At 39.0% G+C, this 16,532-nt stretch carries 15 protein-coding genes; 11 read left to right on the forward strand and 4 right to left on the reverse strand.

All coding sequences use genetic code 11. The features are described 5' to 3' along the window. The first annotated feature begins 16 nt into the window (after window positions 1–16). The 3 genes from AC2JBO_RS21370 to AC2JBO_RS21380 are packed head-to-tail and all read left to right on the forward strand — an operon-like array spanning window position 17 to window position 2,149. Window positions 17–991 carry a hypothetical protein gene (locus tag AC2JBO_RS21370; protein ID WP_496955668.1) on the forward strand — a complete coding sequence of 325 codons (975 nt, stop codon included), beginning with the start codon at window positions 17–19 and terminating at the stop codon, window positions 989–991. Window positions 992–1,009: 18 nt separating this feature from the next. Then, a complete protein-coding gene (gene maiA, locus AC2JBO_RS21375; protein ID WP_496955669.1) occupies window positions 1,010–1,681 on the forward strand; it encodes a maleylacetoacetate isomerase in 672 nt (223 codons plus the stop codon). Between the two features lie 15 nt (window positions 1,682–1,696). Next, window positions 1,697–2,149, forward strand: a complete 453-nt coding sequence (locus AC2JBO_RS21380) for a GNAT family N-acetyltransferase (RefSeq protein WP_496955670.1) — start codon at window positions 1,697–1,699, stop codon at window positions 2,147–2,149. Between the two features lie 11 nt (window positions 2,150–2,160). Here AC2JBO_RS21380 and AC2JBO_RS21385 read toward each other — a convergent pair whose 3' ends face one another. Further along, a complete protein-coding gene (locus AC2JBO_RS21385; RefSeq protein ID WP_496955671.1) occupies window positions 2,161–2,364 on the reverse strand; it encodes a hypothetical protein in 204 nt (67 codons plus the stop codon). Between the two features lie 135 nt (window positions 2,365–2,499). Between AC2JBO_RS21385 and AC2JBO_RS21390 the strand changes: the two genes are divergently transcribed. Then, window positions 2,500–3,273: a class I SAM-dependent methyltransferase gene (locus tag AC2JBO_RS21390; protein ID WP_496955672.1), complete on the forward strand. Its 774-nt coding sequence runs from the start codon at window positions 2,500–2,502 to the stop codon at window positions 3,271–3,273. A gap of 10 nt (window positions 3,274–3,283) precedes the next feature. Here the strand turns inward: AC2JBO_RS21390 and AC2JBO_RS21395 are convergent, their stop codons facing one another. Next, on the reverse strand, window positions 3,284–3,676 hold the full coding sequence (locus tag AC2JBO_RS21395) for a carboxymuconolactone decarboxylase family protein (protein ID WP_496955673.1): 393 nt from the start codon (window positions 3,674–3,676) through the stop codon (window positions 3,284–3,286). 566 nt (window positions 3,677–4,242) lie between these two features. Further along, window positions 4,243–5,259 (reverse strand): isopenicillin N synthase family dioxygenase, encoded by a 1,017-nt coding sequence (locus tag AC2JBO_RS21400; protein WP_496955674.1) that lies wholly within the window; start codon window positions 5,257–5,259, stop codon window positions 4,243–4,245. A gap of 530 nt (window positions 5,260–5,789) precedes the next feature. Here AC2JBO_RS21400 and AC2JBO_RS21405 point away from each other — a divergent pair. Next, window positions 5,790–5,978 carry a hypothetical protein gene (locus AC2JBO_RS21405; protein WP_496955675.1) on the forward strand — a complete coding sequence of 63 codons (189 nt, stop codon included), beginning with the start codon at window positions 5,790–5,792 and terminating at the stop codon, window positions 5,976–5,978. A gap of 365 nt (window positions 5,979–6,343) precedes the next feature. Here AC2JBO_RS21405 and AC2JBO_RS21410 read toward each other — a convergent pair whose 3' ends face one another. After that, entirely contained in the window at window positions 6,344–6,703 is a 360-nt protein-coding gene (locus tag AC2JBO_RS21410; protein ID WP_496955676.1) for an efflux RND transporter permease subunit, read from the reverse strand. Window positions 6,704–7,138: 435 nt separating this feature from the next. On the opposite strand from AC2JBO_RS21410, the gene AC2JBO_RS21415 reads away from it, so the two are divergent. From AC2JBO_RS21415 to AC2JBO_RS21440, 6 genes are all read left to right on the forward strand, one after another. Continuing rightward, window positions 7,139–7,741 carry a TetR/AcrR family transcriptional regulator gene (locus AC2JBO_RS21415; RefSeq protein ID WP_496955677.1) on the forward strand — a complete coding sequence of 201 codons (603 nt, stop codon included), beginning with the start codon at window positions 7,139–7,141 and terminating at the stop codon, window positions 7,739–7,741. Window positions 7,742–8,667: 926 nt separating this feature from the next. Continuing rightward, window positions 8,668–9,312, forward strand: coding sequence for a glutathione S-transferase family protein (locus AC2JBO_RS21420; RefSeq protein ID WP_496955678.1), 645 nt, complete (start codon window positions 8,668–8,670; stop codon window positions 9,310–9,312). A 280-nt stretch (window positions 9,313–9,592) separates the two neighbouring features. Beyond that, a complete protein-coding gene (locus tag AC2JBO_RS21425; protein WP_496955679.1) occupies window positions 9,593–11,728 on the forward strand; it encodes an HAD family hydrolase in 2,136 nt (711 codons plus the stop codon). Window positions 11,729–11,758: 30 nt separating this feature from the next. Continuing rightward, window positions 11,759–13,714 carry an alpha-amylase family glycosyl hydrolase gene (locus tag AC2JBO_RS21430; protein WP_496955680.1) on the forward strand — a complete coding sequence of 652 codons (1,956 nt, stop codon included), beginning with the start codon at window positions 11,759–11,761 and terminating at the stop codon, window positions 13,712–13,714. A gap of 89 nt (window positions 13,715–13,803) precedes the next feature. Then, on the forward strand, window positions 13,804–15,297 hold the full coding sequence (locus tag AC2JBO_RS21435) for an FAD-binding protein (protein ID WP_496955681.1): 1,494 nt from the start codon (window positions 13,804–13,806) through the stop codon (window positions 15,295–15,297). Between the two features lie 406 nt (window positions 15,298–15,703). After that, a partial coding sequence (locus AC2JBO_RS21440; protein ID WP_496955682.1) for an FAD/NAD(P)-binding protein occupies window positions 15,704–16,532 on the forward strand: 829 nt, incomplete at its 3' end.

Genomic DNA, 16,532 nt, shown 5'->3' on the forward strand with positions numbered 1-16,532 from the left:
TTGTTTGGATTATATTATGATTGGTGGAATCTTTGAGAATTGCATCGGGTCGCGCGATGTTGAAGCTAGTCTCAAGTATTGGGCTGAGTTGGGTTATCGAGTCGTTAGTCAAGCACAATTAGAAGCGACGCAAGCAAAGTTACTTTATGGGTATGAATCAAATTTGAAGTCATTCAGACTGCAAAATGGTAATTCATCGCAGCATGGATTAATACGACTGATGCTATGGGCAGAACCACTAAATGAAGGTTTAGGCACCACAAAACCATTAGTTGTTGGTAGTCGTTGGTTTGCTTCACTAACAAAAGATATTTATACAGTTGCGGATGCTTTTACTGATGATAAATCGGAAGGAGGTAATTGGATATTTACTGAACCTGTACGCGCGATAGAAGGTGTTGGGAATCCGGGGAAGAGTTTGCATGAACGCTTTGTAGGAGTGCGGGAAATGTTTGTAATTGGTACAGAAACACGACAAGCATTTTTTCAACGATATAACTATAATCGTCCCGGTTATGGTACGGTGGAGACAAGTTCTCCTTTAGCAGTAAGTGAAGGAACTCATTCAAGTTTAGTTATCGCTGACCATAGTTTGAGTTATTTCTACACGGAAGTATTTGGTCTTACACCAATGGAGTTCAATCCTAAACGTTCTGGTTATCAAAATCCTTCAACTCGTCAAATTTTGATGTTAGAAGAGCAGCAAGAATTTTATGTATCAGCTTTTTGTCCACCGAAAGCAGTTGCAGGAGTCTTACAAGTATACACTCCCCTATATCCTACACCAGATAAACGTGAATATTCTAAACCTGGTTCATTAGGATTATGTTTGTTTACTTATCAAGTTGATAATATTACTGCTTTTCATGAACTTTGCAGTCGTAGCAGTGCAACCAAAGTCACTCCAATTTTAAACAACGAATTCGGTGAACCCTCTTTTGGACTAGCGGTGCCGGATGGAACATACTGGATAATTATTGGGCAACAGTAAAATTATCAGGTTTTATTTGTGTTAGAACTTTATAGCTACTATCGTTCAACAGCATCCTACCGAGTTAGGATTGTATTAGAGCTAAAAAAGATTCCCTATCTTTATAAGAGTATTGCTAAATTACGAAAAAATGACCCACAGTATACAATAGAGTATAGCCGAATTAATCCTCAAAAAATGGTTCCAACTCTGATTGATGGTGACGCTATTATTACTCAATCTTTAGCTATTATTGAATATTTAGAAGAACGTTATCCTCAACCAGCGCTTTTACCCAGTGATGTTTTAGCAAAAGCATATGTACGTCAAATAGCACTGTTAATAGCTTGTGATATTCATCCGTTGAGCGTGATGAGAGTACGTAAGTTTTTTACTTCAACAATGGATTTTAGTTTCTCACAAAAAATGAGTTGGTATCGTCACTGGGTAGATGAAGGGTTAAAAGCTTTAGAAGAAATTTTGAGTAACAGTAAATTTCGCGGTAGTTTCTGTTATGGAGATGAGCCAACTATTGCAGATGCATTTTTGGCACCTCAAGTTTATAATGCCGAGAGATTTCAATGTTCTTTATCTTCATATCCAATCATTCGCGAAATCAATGAAGTATGTATGAACCATCCTGCATTTATTACTGCCCAACCGCATTTACAACCCGATGTTTCAGAATACAGTCCCAACGATGAATATTAAAACACTTTAATTGTAATGATACAAATTCGTAAAGCATACCCAACCGAAGCGTCTGAAATTACTCAACTAGGTATACGTTCCAAACTTTACTGGGGTTACACCTTGGAACAAATGAGTGTTTTTGTACAAGAACTCACGCTACAACCAGATGCTATCACAGCATTACATACGCATGTTCTGGAACTAGATGATAAGATTATTGGCTACTATAACTTGCTACCACATGAACAAACAGTAGAGTTGAAGCATTTATTTATCGAACCGTCTTATCTGCGGCAAGGTTTTGGTAATAAGCTCTTAAAACACGCGCGTAGTACTGCTGTCTCTCTTGGTTTTCGACAGATGATTATTTTAAGCGACCCAAATGCAGAAGTCTTTTACTTAAAACATGGTGCCCAATTAATTCAGTATATTCCATCGAGCATTCCAGGGCGCCTGATACCGCTTCTAAAAATTGAATTAGAATAATCATCTAAATATCAAGTTTTGGAAGTACCTGACTTAAATTTCCATTCCATATACGCCTCAACTGAATCAAAATATTGTAATATACCGTCTAAGCCTTCAGGTCTACCTTTCAAATAACCTTCCAGATAAACAGAGTCTTGCATTTGTGGTAATATTCCAGCATCGCGATGCTTTAAGCCTTGTTCATATCGGGTGTTAATAAAGTGATTAAACATAAAATCTCCTTATCTCTATAACTCTATTGTCCTATATTTTGTTTGATAACAACAAATATTCTTTATTGTTAAATCAATAAATTTAAGTTATTGAAGTTAACCTCCCCAAGCTCTACTTGTATATACACTACCAAAATGGCAATTTACGATTCAATTGGAAAAAAATACTCAACAACGCGCGTTCCCGACTATCGGATTGTTCAAACAATAACTAATTTACTAAATTTACCCAAAGGTAGTAAGATAGCTGATATCGGTGCTGGGACTGGTGGTTACAGTTTAGCGTTAGCGAATCAAGGATTTGATATTTATGCTATTGAACCTTCTTCAATAATGCAGTCTCAAGCAATAGAACATCCAAATATTAAATGGAAAACTGGTTATGCAGAAGCTATTCCTTTACTAGATAATTCAGTTGATGCAGTGATAAGTATACTGACAATTCATCACTTTTCGCGCCTGAAGAAAGCTTTTCAAGAAATGCATCGTATTCTTAAATCTGGAACAATAATTTTGTTAACTTTTGATATTAGGTTAGCTCAGAAGATATGGCTATATGATTATTTTCCTTGGCTTTGGGAAGATGCACTACGGTTTCTACCCATCAATGAGCTTACCAATTTAGCTCAAACAAACACGAAAAGAAATGTTGAAGTTATACCTTTTTTATTACCCCATGACTTGTCTGACTTATTCGCTGCTGCTGGTTGGAGGCGCCCAGAATTATATTTACAACCAGAAGTACGCGCGGGAATATCCTCATTTGCGTTCGTTAACCAAAGTCTTATCGAATCTGGAGTAAAGTTATTAGCAGCAGATTTAAGTAGCGGTGCTTGGAATGCAAAATATCAAGAAATTCTCAACCTTACAGAAATTGACGTAGGCTATCGTTTCCTACGAATAATTTAACTAAGTTAATTTATTTTTTAAATGCTTCATCAACTGGTATTTGATAACCATTTGCAAGACGATTTGTCATATTAGCGGCGCCAGTAATTGCCATTAGTTCTCCAAATGTTGTATCACTCATTCCTTTATTACGTGCTGCTGCTGTATGAGAGGCAATACAATATTCGCAGCCATTTGTCACACTGACGGCAATATAAATTAACTCGCGCGTAAGTGGGTCAATTTCACCTGGACTCGCCATTACTTCTTTGAGTGTATCCCATGTTCTACGTAAAGTAGGAGGATGATTAGCTAAGGCTTTCCAAAAGTTGTTGATGTAATCGGTTTGACGGGTAGTGCGGATATCATCGTATACCGTGCGTACTTCTTCACTAGCATCTTCGTACTCAATAAGACTTGTCATAAGTGCTGTTTAATCTAGTTTTTCCTGCAACTGAATATGTATTCATTTTATACCTTACTGGTTTCTTCTAAATAAACATCTTATTTAAAGATAATCAAATGATACTAAAGTTAACAAAATTGTAAATATTAGTGCATGAAATTAGGATAAAATCTAGATTCCGAAGGAAATCAATTATTCGTTTTATCGTTAGTAAAGGAGGTGTAAATCTGAGTAATAATGGTAATGGACATCGCAATATATTTGACCCCATTATAGTATTGTGGCGGTTGTTCAGCAATTATTGGGAACGCCAAAACGTTATGACGAATGAGCCAAGTGTAGTGAATGATGGAGAGGCTAGGGAGGAATTAGAAGATAATGTGAACTGGAGCGGCACTTCTATTTTCATACGAAAATCTCTGTCCTGCTGTCGGCGGGACTTCTATTGTCGCAAACGAGGCACTGGTAGATTGCCCCATTGTAAAGTCGTAGATTAAAAGTCATTCAAAATTAATTGCTTCAATGGATTCTTGTTTTATAAACATGATTTATAATGCTTATTATGAAAAAACATAGAGAAATATTTAAAGTACCGTGCGTTGTAACTCAGGAAAAACTTTTGATACTTTACTTAATACATAATTTCCATATGTGCCCTTAAATTCATGTACACTGGCGCCATCCCACCGTTCGTTTTTATTGTCTAATATTACGCTGTTTAATTTAATTGGTTTAACTTCAACGTCAAAGTTGGGATCAAAAAAGAAGGGAAACGAAAGACGGTGTTTTCCTGATGTATTTAAAACACGGTGAGGTGTAGAACGATATAAACCTCCTGTCATTCGATCGAGCATATCGCCAATATTACACACAAACGAATTGGAAATTGGCGGTGCCTCAATCCAACCTGATTTTGATTTTACTTGCAATCCACCGTTAGAATCTTGTTTAAGAATTGTTAAAACACCATAATCGGTATGTTCGCCAACACCCCAGTTATCTTTATTATTTGATGGTGAAGAATTAGGAGGATAATTAAAAATACGAAATAATATTAATGGGTCGGATGTGTAACGGTCGGCAAAATAAGACTCTTCTAATCCTAAACTGAGTGCAATACCAGCCATTAGAGTATGTCCCAATTGCGTCATCACGTCTATATATTCGAGTACTGTGTCACGAAGTGGAATATTCGATGGGAACAGGTTGGAACCGTGCATAGGAGTGTTATTTTGTACTAATGGATGCTCTTTTCCTAGTTCGGCGCCGAAATAAATTCCTTCTTTCTGGTCAGGTTTCCCAGATGTTAACTCACCTCCAACAGGAAAGTAACCTCGCCATGCTTTACCACCCAATGCCATACGAATTTTCATTTTAGTTTCTAAGTCTTGGGCGAAAAACTGACGGCAAAGTTCTTCTAGTCGTTGCTGTAAACTTTTATCTACTCCATGCCCAACAATATAGAAAAATCCAGACTCACAACAGGCTTGTTGAATTTGAGAAGCAACTATATGATAGTTGCCAGTTCCAGAAACCAACGGACTGATATCAATTATAGGAACTTGGGAAAATTCTTTGTCTGCAACTTGTGGTATTTGCATATTATGACCTCTGTGTACTCTGTGTCTCTGTGGTAAACATTAAAATTGTGTGTTGAGTTCCGCAAAGCCTCCAACCAACCTACAAGGTTACAAATCAAGGATTATAATCAAATCATCTACGGTTTTTTTATACTGAAAACCATAATCTAATAAAGCTTATTTTACAGTTTTCAAATTAGATTATTCGATTTTATTTTTGAGCGTTATTTCAATAACTTCATTATTAACTGTCAATTTAAAACACTCTTTAAATTGATGATAGTTCAAGTTTAATTTTCGATCTGCATTTAACTCAATGGCAGCTAATGTATCATTAAAGTTGTTTGTAACCATGATGCTTTTTTCCTGAGTCTAAATATATTATAACAGTTATAAGAGGTCATTTATAAATCAACTCTAAGAGAGAAAGTTTATATTAAATTATATGAAGATTATTCACTTTTCAAGCTAAAATTTGATTTTTATGCTATAATGGGGTATGAGAGCTTTAAATATTAGCTTTCTTTGTCTTAAAAATAAATGGTAAATTTATGGCAACCCTAAGTTATAAACTAACTGGTAAATTTCTCCCACCACAAATATTTATTTTAGGAATATGTTTTGTTCCTGGCATAACCGAGATTAGCAGTGAGCAGGTGAACGAAATACGGAAATTTATTAAGAAAGACCGTTTGCTTCAGCATTATTTGGAGCAAAAAATTCTGAGCATTCAAGAGTAAAAACGCTCTTTCTTCAGGATTTATGTTTCGTCTTATTCCTTTAGCTGATTGATTTTGGTAAAGTATCTATCTCAAGTATATTGCTAAATAAACAATTTAAAGCAATAATAACTCAAATAGCTATTTTGGCAGTACAATTACACGCACACCATTAAATGAGCGTGAGTTTTTAATTTGACTAACGAATTAATATAAGAGTTTTTATCCTGACATACAAAATAATTCATCTTGCCAAAGCAATTGCTGATGCTTTTGAACACATTTAGGGTAGGTGCCGAACTTAGGGGAGCATTATTTTCAGCACCATCAATATTGATTTATAGCAAAATCGTTTCATACCCACAAGAACCAAACTAACAGCAACCCTATGTAAATATTCGTATAATCTTCCATAACTCCGCGTCCCAACTGTAATTGCATGGTATAAAGAGCATCTTACTCGCCAAACCAATCAGCATTACCAATGCCACCTGACAATATAAATCGTTGACTAACCCTCTAAATGAGATAAACACCATCGCACCAAGAACTGCGAACGGCACAGTCAGCAAGATGATGATCGGGTCGATATAATTTTCGTACTGAGCTGCTAAGATGAGAAATACCACTAAAATACCGAGACCAAAGAGCACGATGGCTTGTCCGCCGGATTTGCTTTGTTCTCTGGAAAGTCCAGTCCAGTCATAACCCAGTCCTGGCTGCTCAATCTCCTTAGAAGATGCCATTGAGCCGTTGCACGATCCACTTCACTAAATGTTTTTCACCTTTTACCTCGTAGCGATCGAAGATTTCTACAGCGCTCTCGTGCAGTCCCAGTTTCATCAACGTGCCCCGCAGCTTGATACTGGCAGGGGTTTAAAGACGAAGCACCACGATTGCTCAATCAAAATAATTGGACAGGAATGTAAATCTTGCAGATGGAGTGCTGTCAACAATCCGGCAAAACCACCCCCTAGAATCAAAATCGGCAAAGCATCATTTGTTTCATGAATCTGTGCTGGCGATTGCATAGTTTAACCTACATTGAAAAATCGCATCGTGTACGAAACAGTTTCGTATTGTATGACAACCTAAACAAAACAGTTTAGTCTTGTTAAGTGATATGCTAGAAATCAGCTAACAAAATGAGTAGATGTTTAGCCAACTGAGGACGTTGATTCATGAATAATGTCAAAAGTGTAGATCGGGAGCTATCCCCCGAAAAACGCGAAGCCATCCTGCGTGGAGCGATGCAGGAGTTTTTGGAACATGGTTATGCGGGTGCCCGAATTGATAAAATTGTGGCTGCCGCAGGAGTCTCTAAAGCCACGGTCTACCGCCATTTCACCGATAAGGAGGCCCTGTTTACTGCCCTGATTCAACGTATGGCGGGCAAAGCAAACCTGTTTCAGCAACATAACTTTCCACCCTTGCAAGAGGAACCCGCTGTGTTTTTGAAACGGGTTGCCACGCAAATGCTGGACAATGTGACTCAAAACCTGCAAGAGCTAGCGCTGTTAAGAATGATCATTGGGGAGTCAGGACGGTTTCCAGAATTAGCACAGGCATTTGTCCAGAAAATTGAAAAACCAAACCTTGACTTTCTGACGCAGTACTTTGCAGCGCACCCTAAACTTCAGCTTGCTGAACCGGAAGTGGCAGCCCGAACCTTTATTGGAACGCTGATTCACTTTATAATGCTACGAGATATGTTTCATGGTGGAGATATTGTGCCAATAGAGCGTGATCGTCTGGTTGATGGATTGATTGATTTGCTGATTTAGAAACATGAACGTTGTCTCTAATAATGCTCCGTAATCAATTCATGCGTGACCTCGACTCTACCAATTTGAGCGAAGCGATTGACGGCGTAGAATTTATCTCTCCCAGGATTGGGGGCTACCTGATATCTTGCACCTACACCCGCACGTGGGTGGGGCTATACAAACAAAGCCTGCCGGGAGCAGGCTATAAATACTAATTTTACGTTTTATTGCTAAAAATATATGTTTATTAAAAACGTAAAAATTCCGTATTTATACTTTGGTGTAAGATGTGAGCTACTGTGTACACAAGTCTCAAATTCCACTCAATACTTCGTGATATATTGTCCGGCAGCATAACCATAGTAAAATATTTGTAGAGAGCTTACAAGTCATGTCTCTGCATTATAGGTATTATGGGTAAGCTCCCGGACATGATATAACCTATCAATTCATTTACTGATACAAGATTAGCCGAAAAACAAGCAGATGAACTTACGCTAAACAAATAATTGCTTATGCGAATCAAACAATATCGGCTTTTCTATAATTTGTCGGTGTTATGTTCAGATATTTTTTGAAGAGATTATAATTGTTATTTTGTAGTAATCTTTTCTGCTATATGGCAATTGTGGAGGGTTCCCGTTCTTACCAGGATTAAAATTAAAAACATTGAATAATCCAAATTCCTTTTTAATATCGTCACGTAGCCAGGGAACTCCTTGCTTATAATAACTCTCTCTTTCTTGTATAGATTGCATCGTTCAATTTTTTACCTCTATTTTTCTATTATAGTAATACCCTCCAAAAAGATTCGTCCGCGCCGAAAATTTCTTTGATGCGCGGCGCGAGCGCAAAGTTTTGAATGAGCGGAAGTTTGAACTCAGTCCTAGTGCATGAATTTGTGTAACATTTATAAAGTGGAATAAACAATTATAGAGAAGCATATGCAGTTATATGAATTCGCTCCTACACGTTCGATTCGGGTACGATGGATGCTTCAGGAACTGGGCATAGACTTCGATGCTGTAACTGTGAATATTGAGGCGGGCGAACACCATCATCCGGAATTTCTCAAGCTCAATCCAACTGGCAGGGTTCCAGTACTCGTTGACGATGACCTCGTTCTCACCGAATCGGTTGCAATTTTACTCTACTTGGCAGAGAAGTACCCCCACAAAGAGTTGCTTCCCACAGATATCAAGCAACGCTCTCAGGTTTACCGTTGGCTTTTGTTCACGACGGCAGAAATAGAGCAACCTCTATGGCGCATTTGGTATCATACGGGAGTGTATCCAGAACACCTGCGCCTAAGTGCCGAAGTCTCCTTGGCGAGCCAGGATTTCACTGAATTGGTAGCTGTGATGGAGGAGCATATGCAGGGGCGCCAGTTCGTAGTTGGCAACACTGTGACAGTCGCTGATTTCGCGTGTGCCTATACGCTTGACTGGGCTAACGAACTTCGATTGCTCGATGAGTGTCCGCACCTTACACAGTATATAGAGCAAATGTATGCTCGACCAAATGCACCACTACGCATCGCTGCCGCACTCAAAAGCATCAACGCTCCAGGGCGCCTGCAAAAAAAGTAGTAAGTGATGACTATGAATTTAAACTTTTACTGCAAATCTTAAGGTTCCCGACTTCTTGAAGAAGTCGATAATTTGAATCTTCATAAATTATAAAACAAACAAAAAATATTATTTCATCTATCTAAAGTATTAAATATATTTGAGATTAATTAGTACTAATGATAGGTGTTAGACTTTTTCAAATATACGCTGAAGCGAAAAGTAAGCATTACTATTTACAATATTAAAGTTTGTATAGAAATAAGTAGACTTAGTTTACCCCTACCAAATAGAGTTAAGTATGCTAAACACAAGTACTACCAAGCCCTGTTATATTTTATTAATTAGTATTCACGGGCTGATCCGAGGTCACAATCTGGAATTAGGTCGTGACGCAGATACTGGGGGACAAACTAAATATGTTGTTGAATTAGCTAAAGCCTTGGCTCTTCAACCGAATGTGGAGCGTGTTGATTTAGTCACGCGGCGGATAGTTGATAGTGCAGTTGATGCTGATTATAGCGCAGCAACCGAATCTCTTGGCGATCAGGCGCAGATAGTTAGGATTGAAGCAGGTTCTGATGGCTATATTCCCAAAGAAGAATTATGGAGTCATCTTGATGGCTTTACGGATCGTCTGTTTACTTGGTTACATGAGCAACCGCGTTTGCCTAATATCATCCACACCCACTATGCTGATGCGGGATATGTGGGGGTACGTCTTTCCCATTTAACAGGTGTGCCACTTGTACACACTGGGCATTCTTTAGGACGTGATAAGTACCGTAGATTGTTGGCATTGGGCATGACGATGGAGGAGATAGAGCAACGGTATAACATGCTGCAACGCATTAGTGCAGAAGAAGACACCTTGAGCAATGCAGATTTGGTGATTACCAGCACTAACAACGAAATTGATGACCAGTACAAGCTTTACGATTGTTATACACGTGATAAAATGGCGGTCATTCCACCAGGAACTGATTTGGAGCAGTTTCATCCGCCCTACTCAGGGGGTGAAAGTATCGAGTTCAGGGAAACCTTAAAAAAGTTTCTTAGTAATCCTGATAAGCCTATAATTTTAGCATTATCGCGTCCTGATGAGCGCAAAAATATTGTTACCCTGTTAGAAGCCTATGGTCAATCGCCACGTTTACAAGAATTAGCCAATTTGGTAATTGTTGCAGGTAATCGGGATGATATTCGAGAATTGAACGAAGGCGCCCAAAATGTTTTAACCGAATTATTACTAGTGGTGGATTGTTACGAGCTTTATGGCTGTGTTGCTTTACCAAAACATCATACTTCTAAGGAAGTGGCGGATATCTATCGATTAGCCGCAGCATCAAAAGGTGTTTTTGTCAATCCCGCTCTCACCGAGCCTTTTGGCTTAACTTTATTAGAAGCTGCGGCGAGTGGATTACCATTGGTTGCAACAGAAAATGGTGGACCAGTGGATATTATTGGCAATTGTCATAATGGTTTATTAGTTGACCCTTTGAATGGAGAGGCAATAAAAAAAGCTTTATTAAAGATTCTTGAAGATTCGACGCTTTGGAAGCAATATTCGGAAAATGGTTTAAAAAATGTCGCTAAGTTTTATTCATGGGATGCTCATGCTCAAACCTACTTAAGAAAAATTCAACCCTTATTACAGTATCAACCTTTGTCAAAACCAACACCGCCACTCAAACCAAGTAGCTATCGAAAACGAGCTCTTTTTACCTCTATTGATAATGCGTTGTTAGGGGATGCTGAGGCATTGTCGCAATTCGTACAAGTAGTTCGCGAACATCAGCGGGAATTTTTGTTTGGCATCGCCACAGGTCGGCGTTTAGATTCAGCCCTAAAACTTTTCAAAACTTATGGTATTCCAAACCCTGACATTTTAATTACCAGTTTAGGCACAGAAGTTTATTACCTCCCACAACTGGCTGCCGATATTACTTGGAATCACCATATAGATCGTGGGTGGACACCACAAGTATTACGGCGCCTGTGCGATCCATTACCTGGGTTGACACTGCAACCGAAAAGTGAGCAAAGTCGCTTTAAGATTTCTTATTATTATGATGCGAGCATTGCACCATCATTAGAAGAAATTTTGACTTTATTGCGGCAACAAGAATTGTCGGCCAATACAACACTTTCATTTGGTCAGTACCTCGACTTTGTTCCCGCAAGAGCCTCTAAGGGTCAAGCAGTACGCTATGTAGCAAAACAGTGGAATATTCCATTAGATAGAGTTTTGGCTAGCGGCGGGTCTGGCGGCGATGAAGATATGTTACGCGGCAATACTCTGGGTGTGGTCATTGCTAATCGTCACCGTGAAGAACTGTCGAGCTTGACCAATACTGAGCGCGTTTATTTTGCTGAAGGCGCCCATGCCTGGGGCATTTTGGAAGCGATTAAGCATTATAATTTTTTTAATTTGTAAAGAAGATATCACAATCATTAAGATAATACTATGTACGAACAAATTTCTCACTCACTATTAAATTCGATACTGGATGATTTAAAGCCAGAAATTCGACGGCAAGATTTGCGGCATTTTTATACCCGTCTAGGTGCGAACTTTTACGCAATACATTCGCTATTTTTTACACTATACGGACATCGCGATGATTTCAAAGTGCAGATGTTACGGCTAGTTGAAACGATGGCGAAAGGCTATATTGAGCGCTCTTCAGAGTTAGAGCGGTTGGATATTCAACGCGAACAAGACCACAACTGGTTTTTGTCTCAAAAATGGGTGGGGATGGCTCTTTATTCTAACGGTTTTGCAGAAAACCTTGGAGATTTAGAGAACAAAATTGGCTATTTTCAAGAGCTAGGTATTAATATGGTGCATATTATGCCGATTTTGAAGTGTCCAATCGGTAAAAGTGATGGGGGCTATGCTATCAGTGATTTTAGAGAAGTTGACGAAAGAGTTGGTGATTTAGAAGATATTCGTCGTATTGCCAAGGAGTTTAGAAAGCGTGATATTTTGCTGGTTCTAGACATTGTGCTTAATCATACTTCTGATGAGCATGAGTGGGCTAGAAAAGCAATTATGGGTGATCGTAATTTTCAAGATTACTATTATATCTACGAAAACAGAGAAATCCCTGATATGTTTGAGGAAAACATGCCAGAAGTTTTTCCTGAAACAGCTCCAAGTAATTTTACTTGGAATGGCGAGATGGAAAAATGGGTGATGACGGTTTTCCATAGTTATCAGTGGGATTTAAATTACAGCAATCCGAAAGTTTTTACTGAAATGCTCGACATTATTCTGTTTTGGGCAAATCAAGGTGTGGATATTCTCCGACTCGATGCTGTTGCTTTTTTATGGAAAAAAATCGGCAGTTCTTGCCAAAATGAGCGTAATGCCCATCTAATTTTGCAGTTAATGAAAGATTGTTGTCAAGTGACGGCGCCTGGTGTGTTATTTATCGCCGAAGCAATCGTTGCCCCTGTTGAAGTAATTAAGTATTTTGGTGAAGATGCAATCGCCGCTAAAGAATGCGAAATTGCTTATAACGCTACTTTAATGGCATTATTATGGGATGGAATAGCAACTAAAAACACTAAGCTACTTTACCAAGGTATAAAAAGTTTGCCTAACAAATTAGAACGCGCGACTTGGCTAAACTATGTGCGTTGTCATGATGACATTGGTTTTGGTTTTGACGATTCCGATATTCAAGCAGCTGGTTATGAACCGAAAACACATAGAAAATTTTTAGTTGATTACTTGAGCGGTAAGTTTGATTCATCATTATCTAGGGGATTGGTATTCATGCCTAATGAAGCTACAGGAGACGCACGTATTTGCGGTTCATTAGCTTCTTTGGTTGGATTAGAATCTGCGCTCTCAACTTCTGATGAGCGTTTGATTGACCTTGCAATCAATAGAATTTTGCTACTGCACGGTATTATTCTATCTTTTGGAGGAATACCTCTAATGTATAATGGTGATGCAATTGCTGTACTTAATGATTACAGCTATATCGATGACCCAAGCAAAAGCAATGACAATCGTTGGGTACACCGTCCTAAAATCGATTGGGAAAAAGCAGAATTACGCAAAAAACAAGGAACGGTGGAATACATGGTATTCACTGCTATGAAAAAAATGATTGCTATCCGTAAAGAAATCTCTGCATTTGCTGATTTTAATAACCGCGAATTGTTGCAGATAGACAATGAACACTTGCTGTGTTATATTCGTTTCAATCATCAACGTCCATCAGAAAAAGTATTGGTCATCGCCAATTTTGATTCAAATCCCCAATACTTGGATTTAGATTGGCTGAGAAATACGGGCTTCAACAGTTATGGTAAGTTTGTTGATTTATACAGTAGTATAAAACCGGAGCAATCTGATAATCGCATTATTGTAGAAGGATATCAGTTTTATTGGCTGACAGAGACATAAGATAATGTGCAATATATTTTTTCATATTTAAGTGAAGAATATGTAAATTTACATATTAGCAAGCTGCCTGCCTAATAGAAGATTGATTTATGAAAAACAAAACTTCACGTCGTACAGTTTTACAAGGCCTAGCAGTTGGTACTTTTGTTTTGGGGTTTGATGTAGCCAGCAATTCTTGGGTAACATCTGCTAGTGCCATATCCACGTTTGAAAATTTGCCACCTTTGGATGGAATACTTTACACCGATGATACGACACTCACCGGAGCGGCTAATGACTTTGGTAACATAGTGCATCGCAAACCAATTGCCGTACTAAAGCCAGGTTCAATTAAGGATATTATTCGCATTATCCAATTTGGTCGCACTTACAATATTAAGATTGCAGCGCGCGGTCAGGGTCACTCTACTGATGGTCAGTCGCAAGTGGAAGCAGGCGTAGTTATAGATATGAATGCGCTTAACAAGATTCATTCTATTAGTGCAGACCGTGCGGTTGTTGAAGCAGGCGTGGTGTGGAGTCAATTATTACAAAAAACGCTCTTCCAAGGATTAACACCGCCTGTTTTTACAGACTACATCGAACTTTCTATTGGTGGTACTTTAACAGTAGGAGGTATTGGCGGCGCCACCCACCGCTATGGTTTACAGATCGATAATGTCTGGGAACTTCAGGTTGTAACTGGTGAAGGCAAACTTGAAACTTGTTCACAATTTCAAAATCGTGACTTGTTTGAGGCAGTGCTAGGAGGGTTAGGGCAATGTGGAATCATTGTGCAGGCAACAATTAAGCTTATTAAGGCAGCGACTAATGCCCGTGTGTTTCTTTTGTTTTATGACGATTTGGCAACCTTTACTCGTGACCAACGTTTGGTAATCAGTGATGAAAGGTTCAATTATGTAGAAGGTCAGATTGTACCCAAAGAGAATGGCGGATGGCGTTACATACTGGAGGCAGCTAGCTTTTACACGGACACTGCTACACCTAATAACGATATACTGCTTGCAGGTTTAAACTACATTCGTGGTACAGAACAAATACAAGATAAGTCTTACTTTGATTTTCTAAATCGTTTAGACGAAATAGTTACTTTCCTTAAATCCATCGGCACTTGGTCTTACCCTCATCCTTGGTTGAATTTGTTTGTGCCTGGTAGCGTAGTTGAAAGTTTTGTTGGTGAGGTCGTTTCCACCTTGACACAAACAGATACAGGTCAAGGGCCTGTTCTGCTATATCCAATCAAAACTAATCGTCTTCAACTACCCTTATTCCGGGTTCCTAGGGAAGAAATTGTGTTTCTTTTTTCTATTTTGCGAACCGCAACACCACCCGAAGATGCAGTAGTTAAGCGAATGCTAGCTGATAACCGGAGATTATTTGAGCAAAACCGCGATAATGGTGGTTACAAATATTCTGTAGATGCTCTTTCTTTCTCCCAAAAAGATTGGCAACAGCACTTTCGTCCGGTTTGGGGCAAGTTGGTCAGTGCAAAGCGACGTTACGATCCAAACAACTTGTTGGCGCCTGGTCAGGGTATTTTTAAGCCTTCATTTTTCGATAGAGTCGAAAATTATTCAAAATAAATATAATAGCCGCACGTGCGTTGCGGGTGGTAAGATTCCCGACAACTTTTATGGGTACCACTGGCGAATAGGGTTCTATCGTACATAGCGTGCTAAATTTTAATTAAAATCTATAAATATGCATGATTTACAAGGCTTACAGACGCTTTTATTTTTAATTTTGGACAAGAATACCGTTCTGAAGGTAATAATAGCTGTAAGATAAGCCCAGCAAGGTTTTTAAGGTTATTTTTCCCTAAATTAGCACGCTAAGTACGCAAGAGCCTTTTTTTCATTTCTTAGGTAAAAGTGCATAAATAGACTGCAAGCCTCGCCCATATGTTAATCGAGAGCCAAAGTGAAATTTTTAAGAGGATAATATAAAAAATGTTAAATAATATAAATTAACACTATAATGGCTTCTAATATGCTGACAGGACATGCAGAATCAACCACTACAATCGCTATCGTCGGCGCCGGGTTTAGTGGTTCTTTAGTTGCGGCTCACCTTTTAAAAACTTCCAACCGACCTTTGCTAATTAAGCTGATTGAGCGTAGTCACGATATTGGTAAGGGAGTTGCCTACAGTACACACACCAACAGCCATTTGCTGAATGTATCCGCAGGTAAGATGAGTGCTTTTCCCAATGATCCTGATCATTTGCTTCGCTGGCTATACTATAACCGTAACGAGTTGGCGCCATTTCTAGCCAATGACCTAAATGCCAGCACTTTTATTCCCCGCCAAATATATGGGCTTTATATCCAGTCCATTTTGGAAGAAGCTGAAGCAACTTCATCGAGTAACGTTCGGTTGGAGCGGTTCAGAGATGAAGTGGTAGCAGTGGAGCCAAAAGCAGAAGGCGCCTTAGTTTCTTTACGTAGCAGCCGTGTTTTTACGGCAAACAAAATTGTACTGGCATTAGGAAACGCTCCTTCTGAATCGAAACATAAAGATGATAATGAAACTTCCTACCTGCGTAATGCCTGGTCTGCGTCGGCGTTGGCAGAGCTTAAGACTAATGCACCTGTATTGCTAATAGGTACTGGACTAACGATGGTGGATATGGTGGTGGCACTCCACGAGCGTAAACATCAGGGCAAAATTTATGCTGTGTCTCGTCGGGGTTTGTTTCCACTGCCACATCAGTCAACCAAACCTTACCCCACGTTTTTGAATCCAGATATGGCGCCACCTACACTTCGAGGTTTGCTACGGCAAATTCGGAGTGAGGTGCAGGGAGCGGCAATACAGG

This window comes from Calothrix sp. CBUCES-K 9914 (assembly GCF_059640475.1).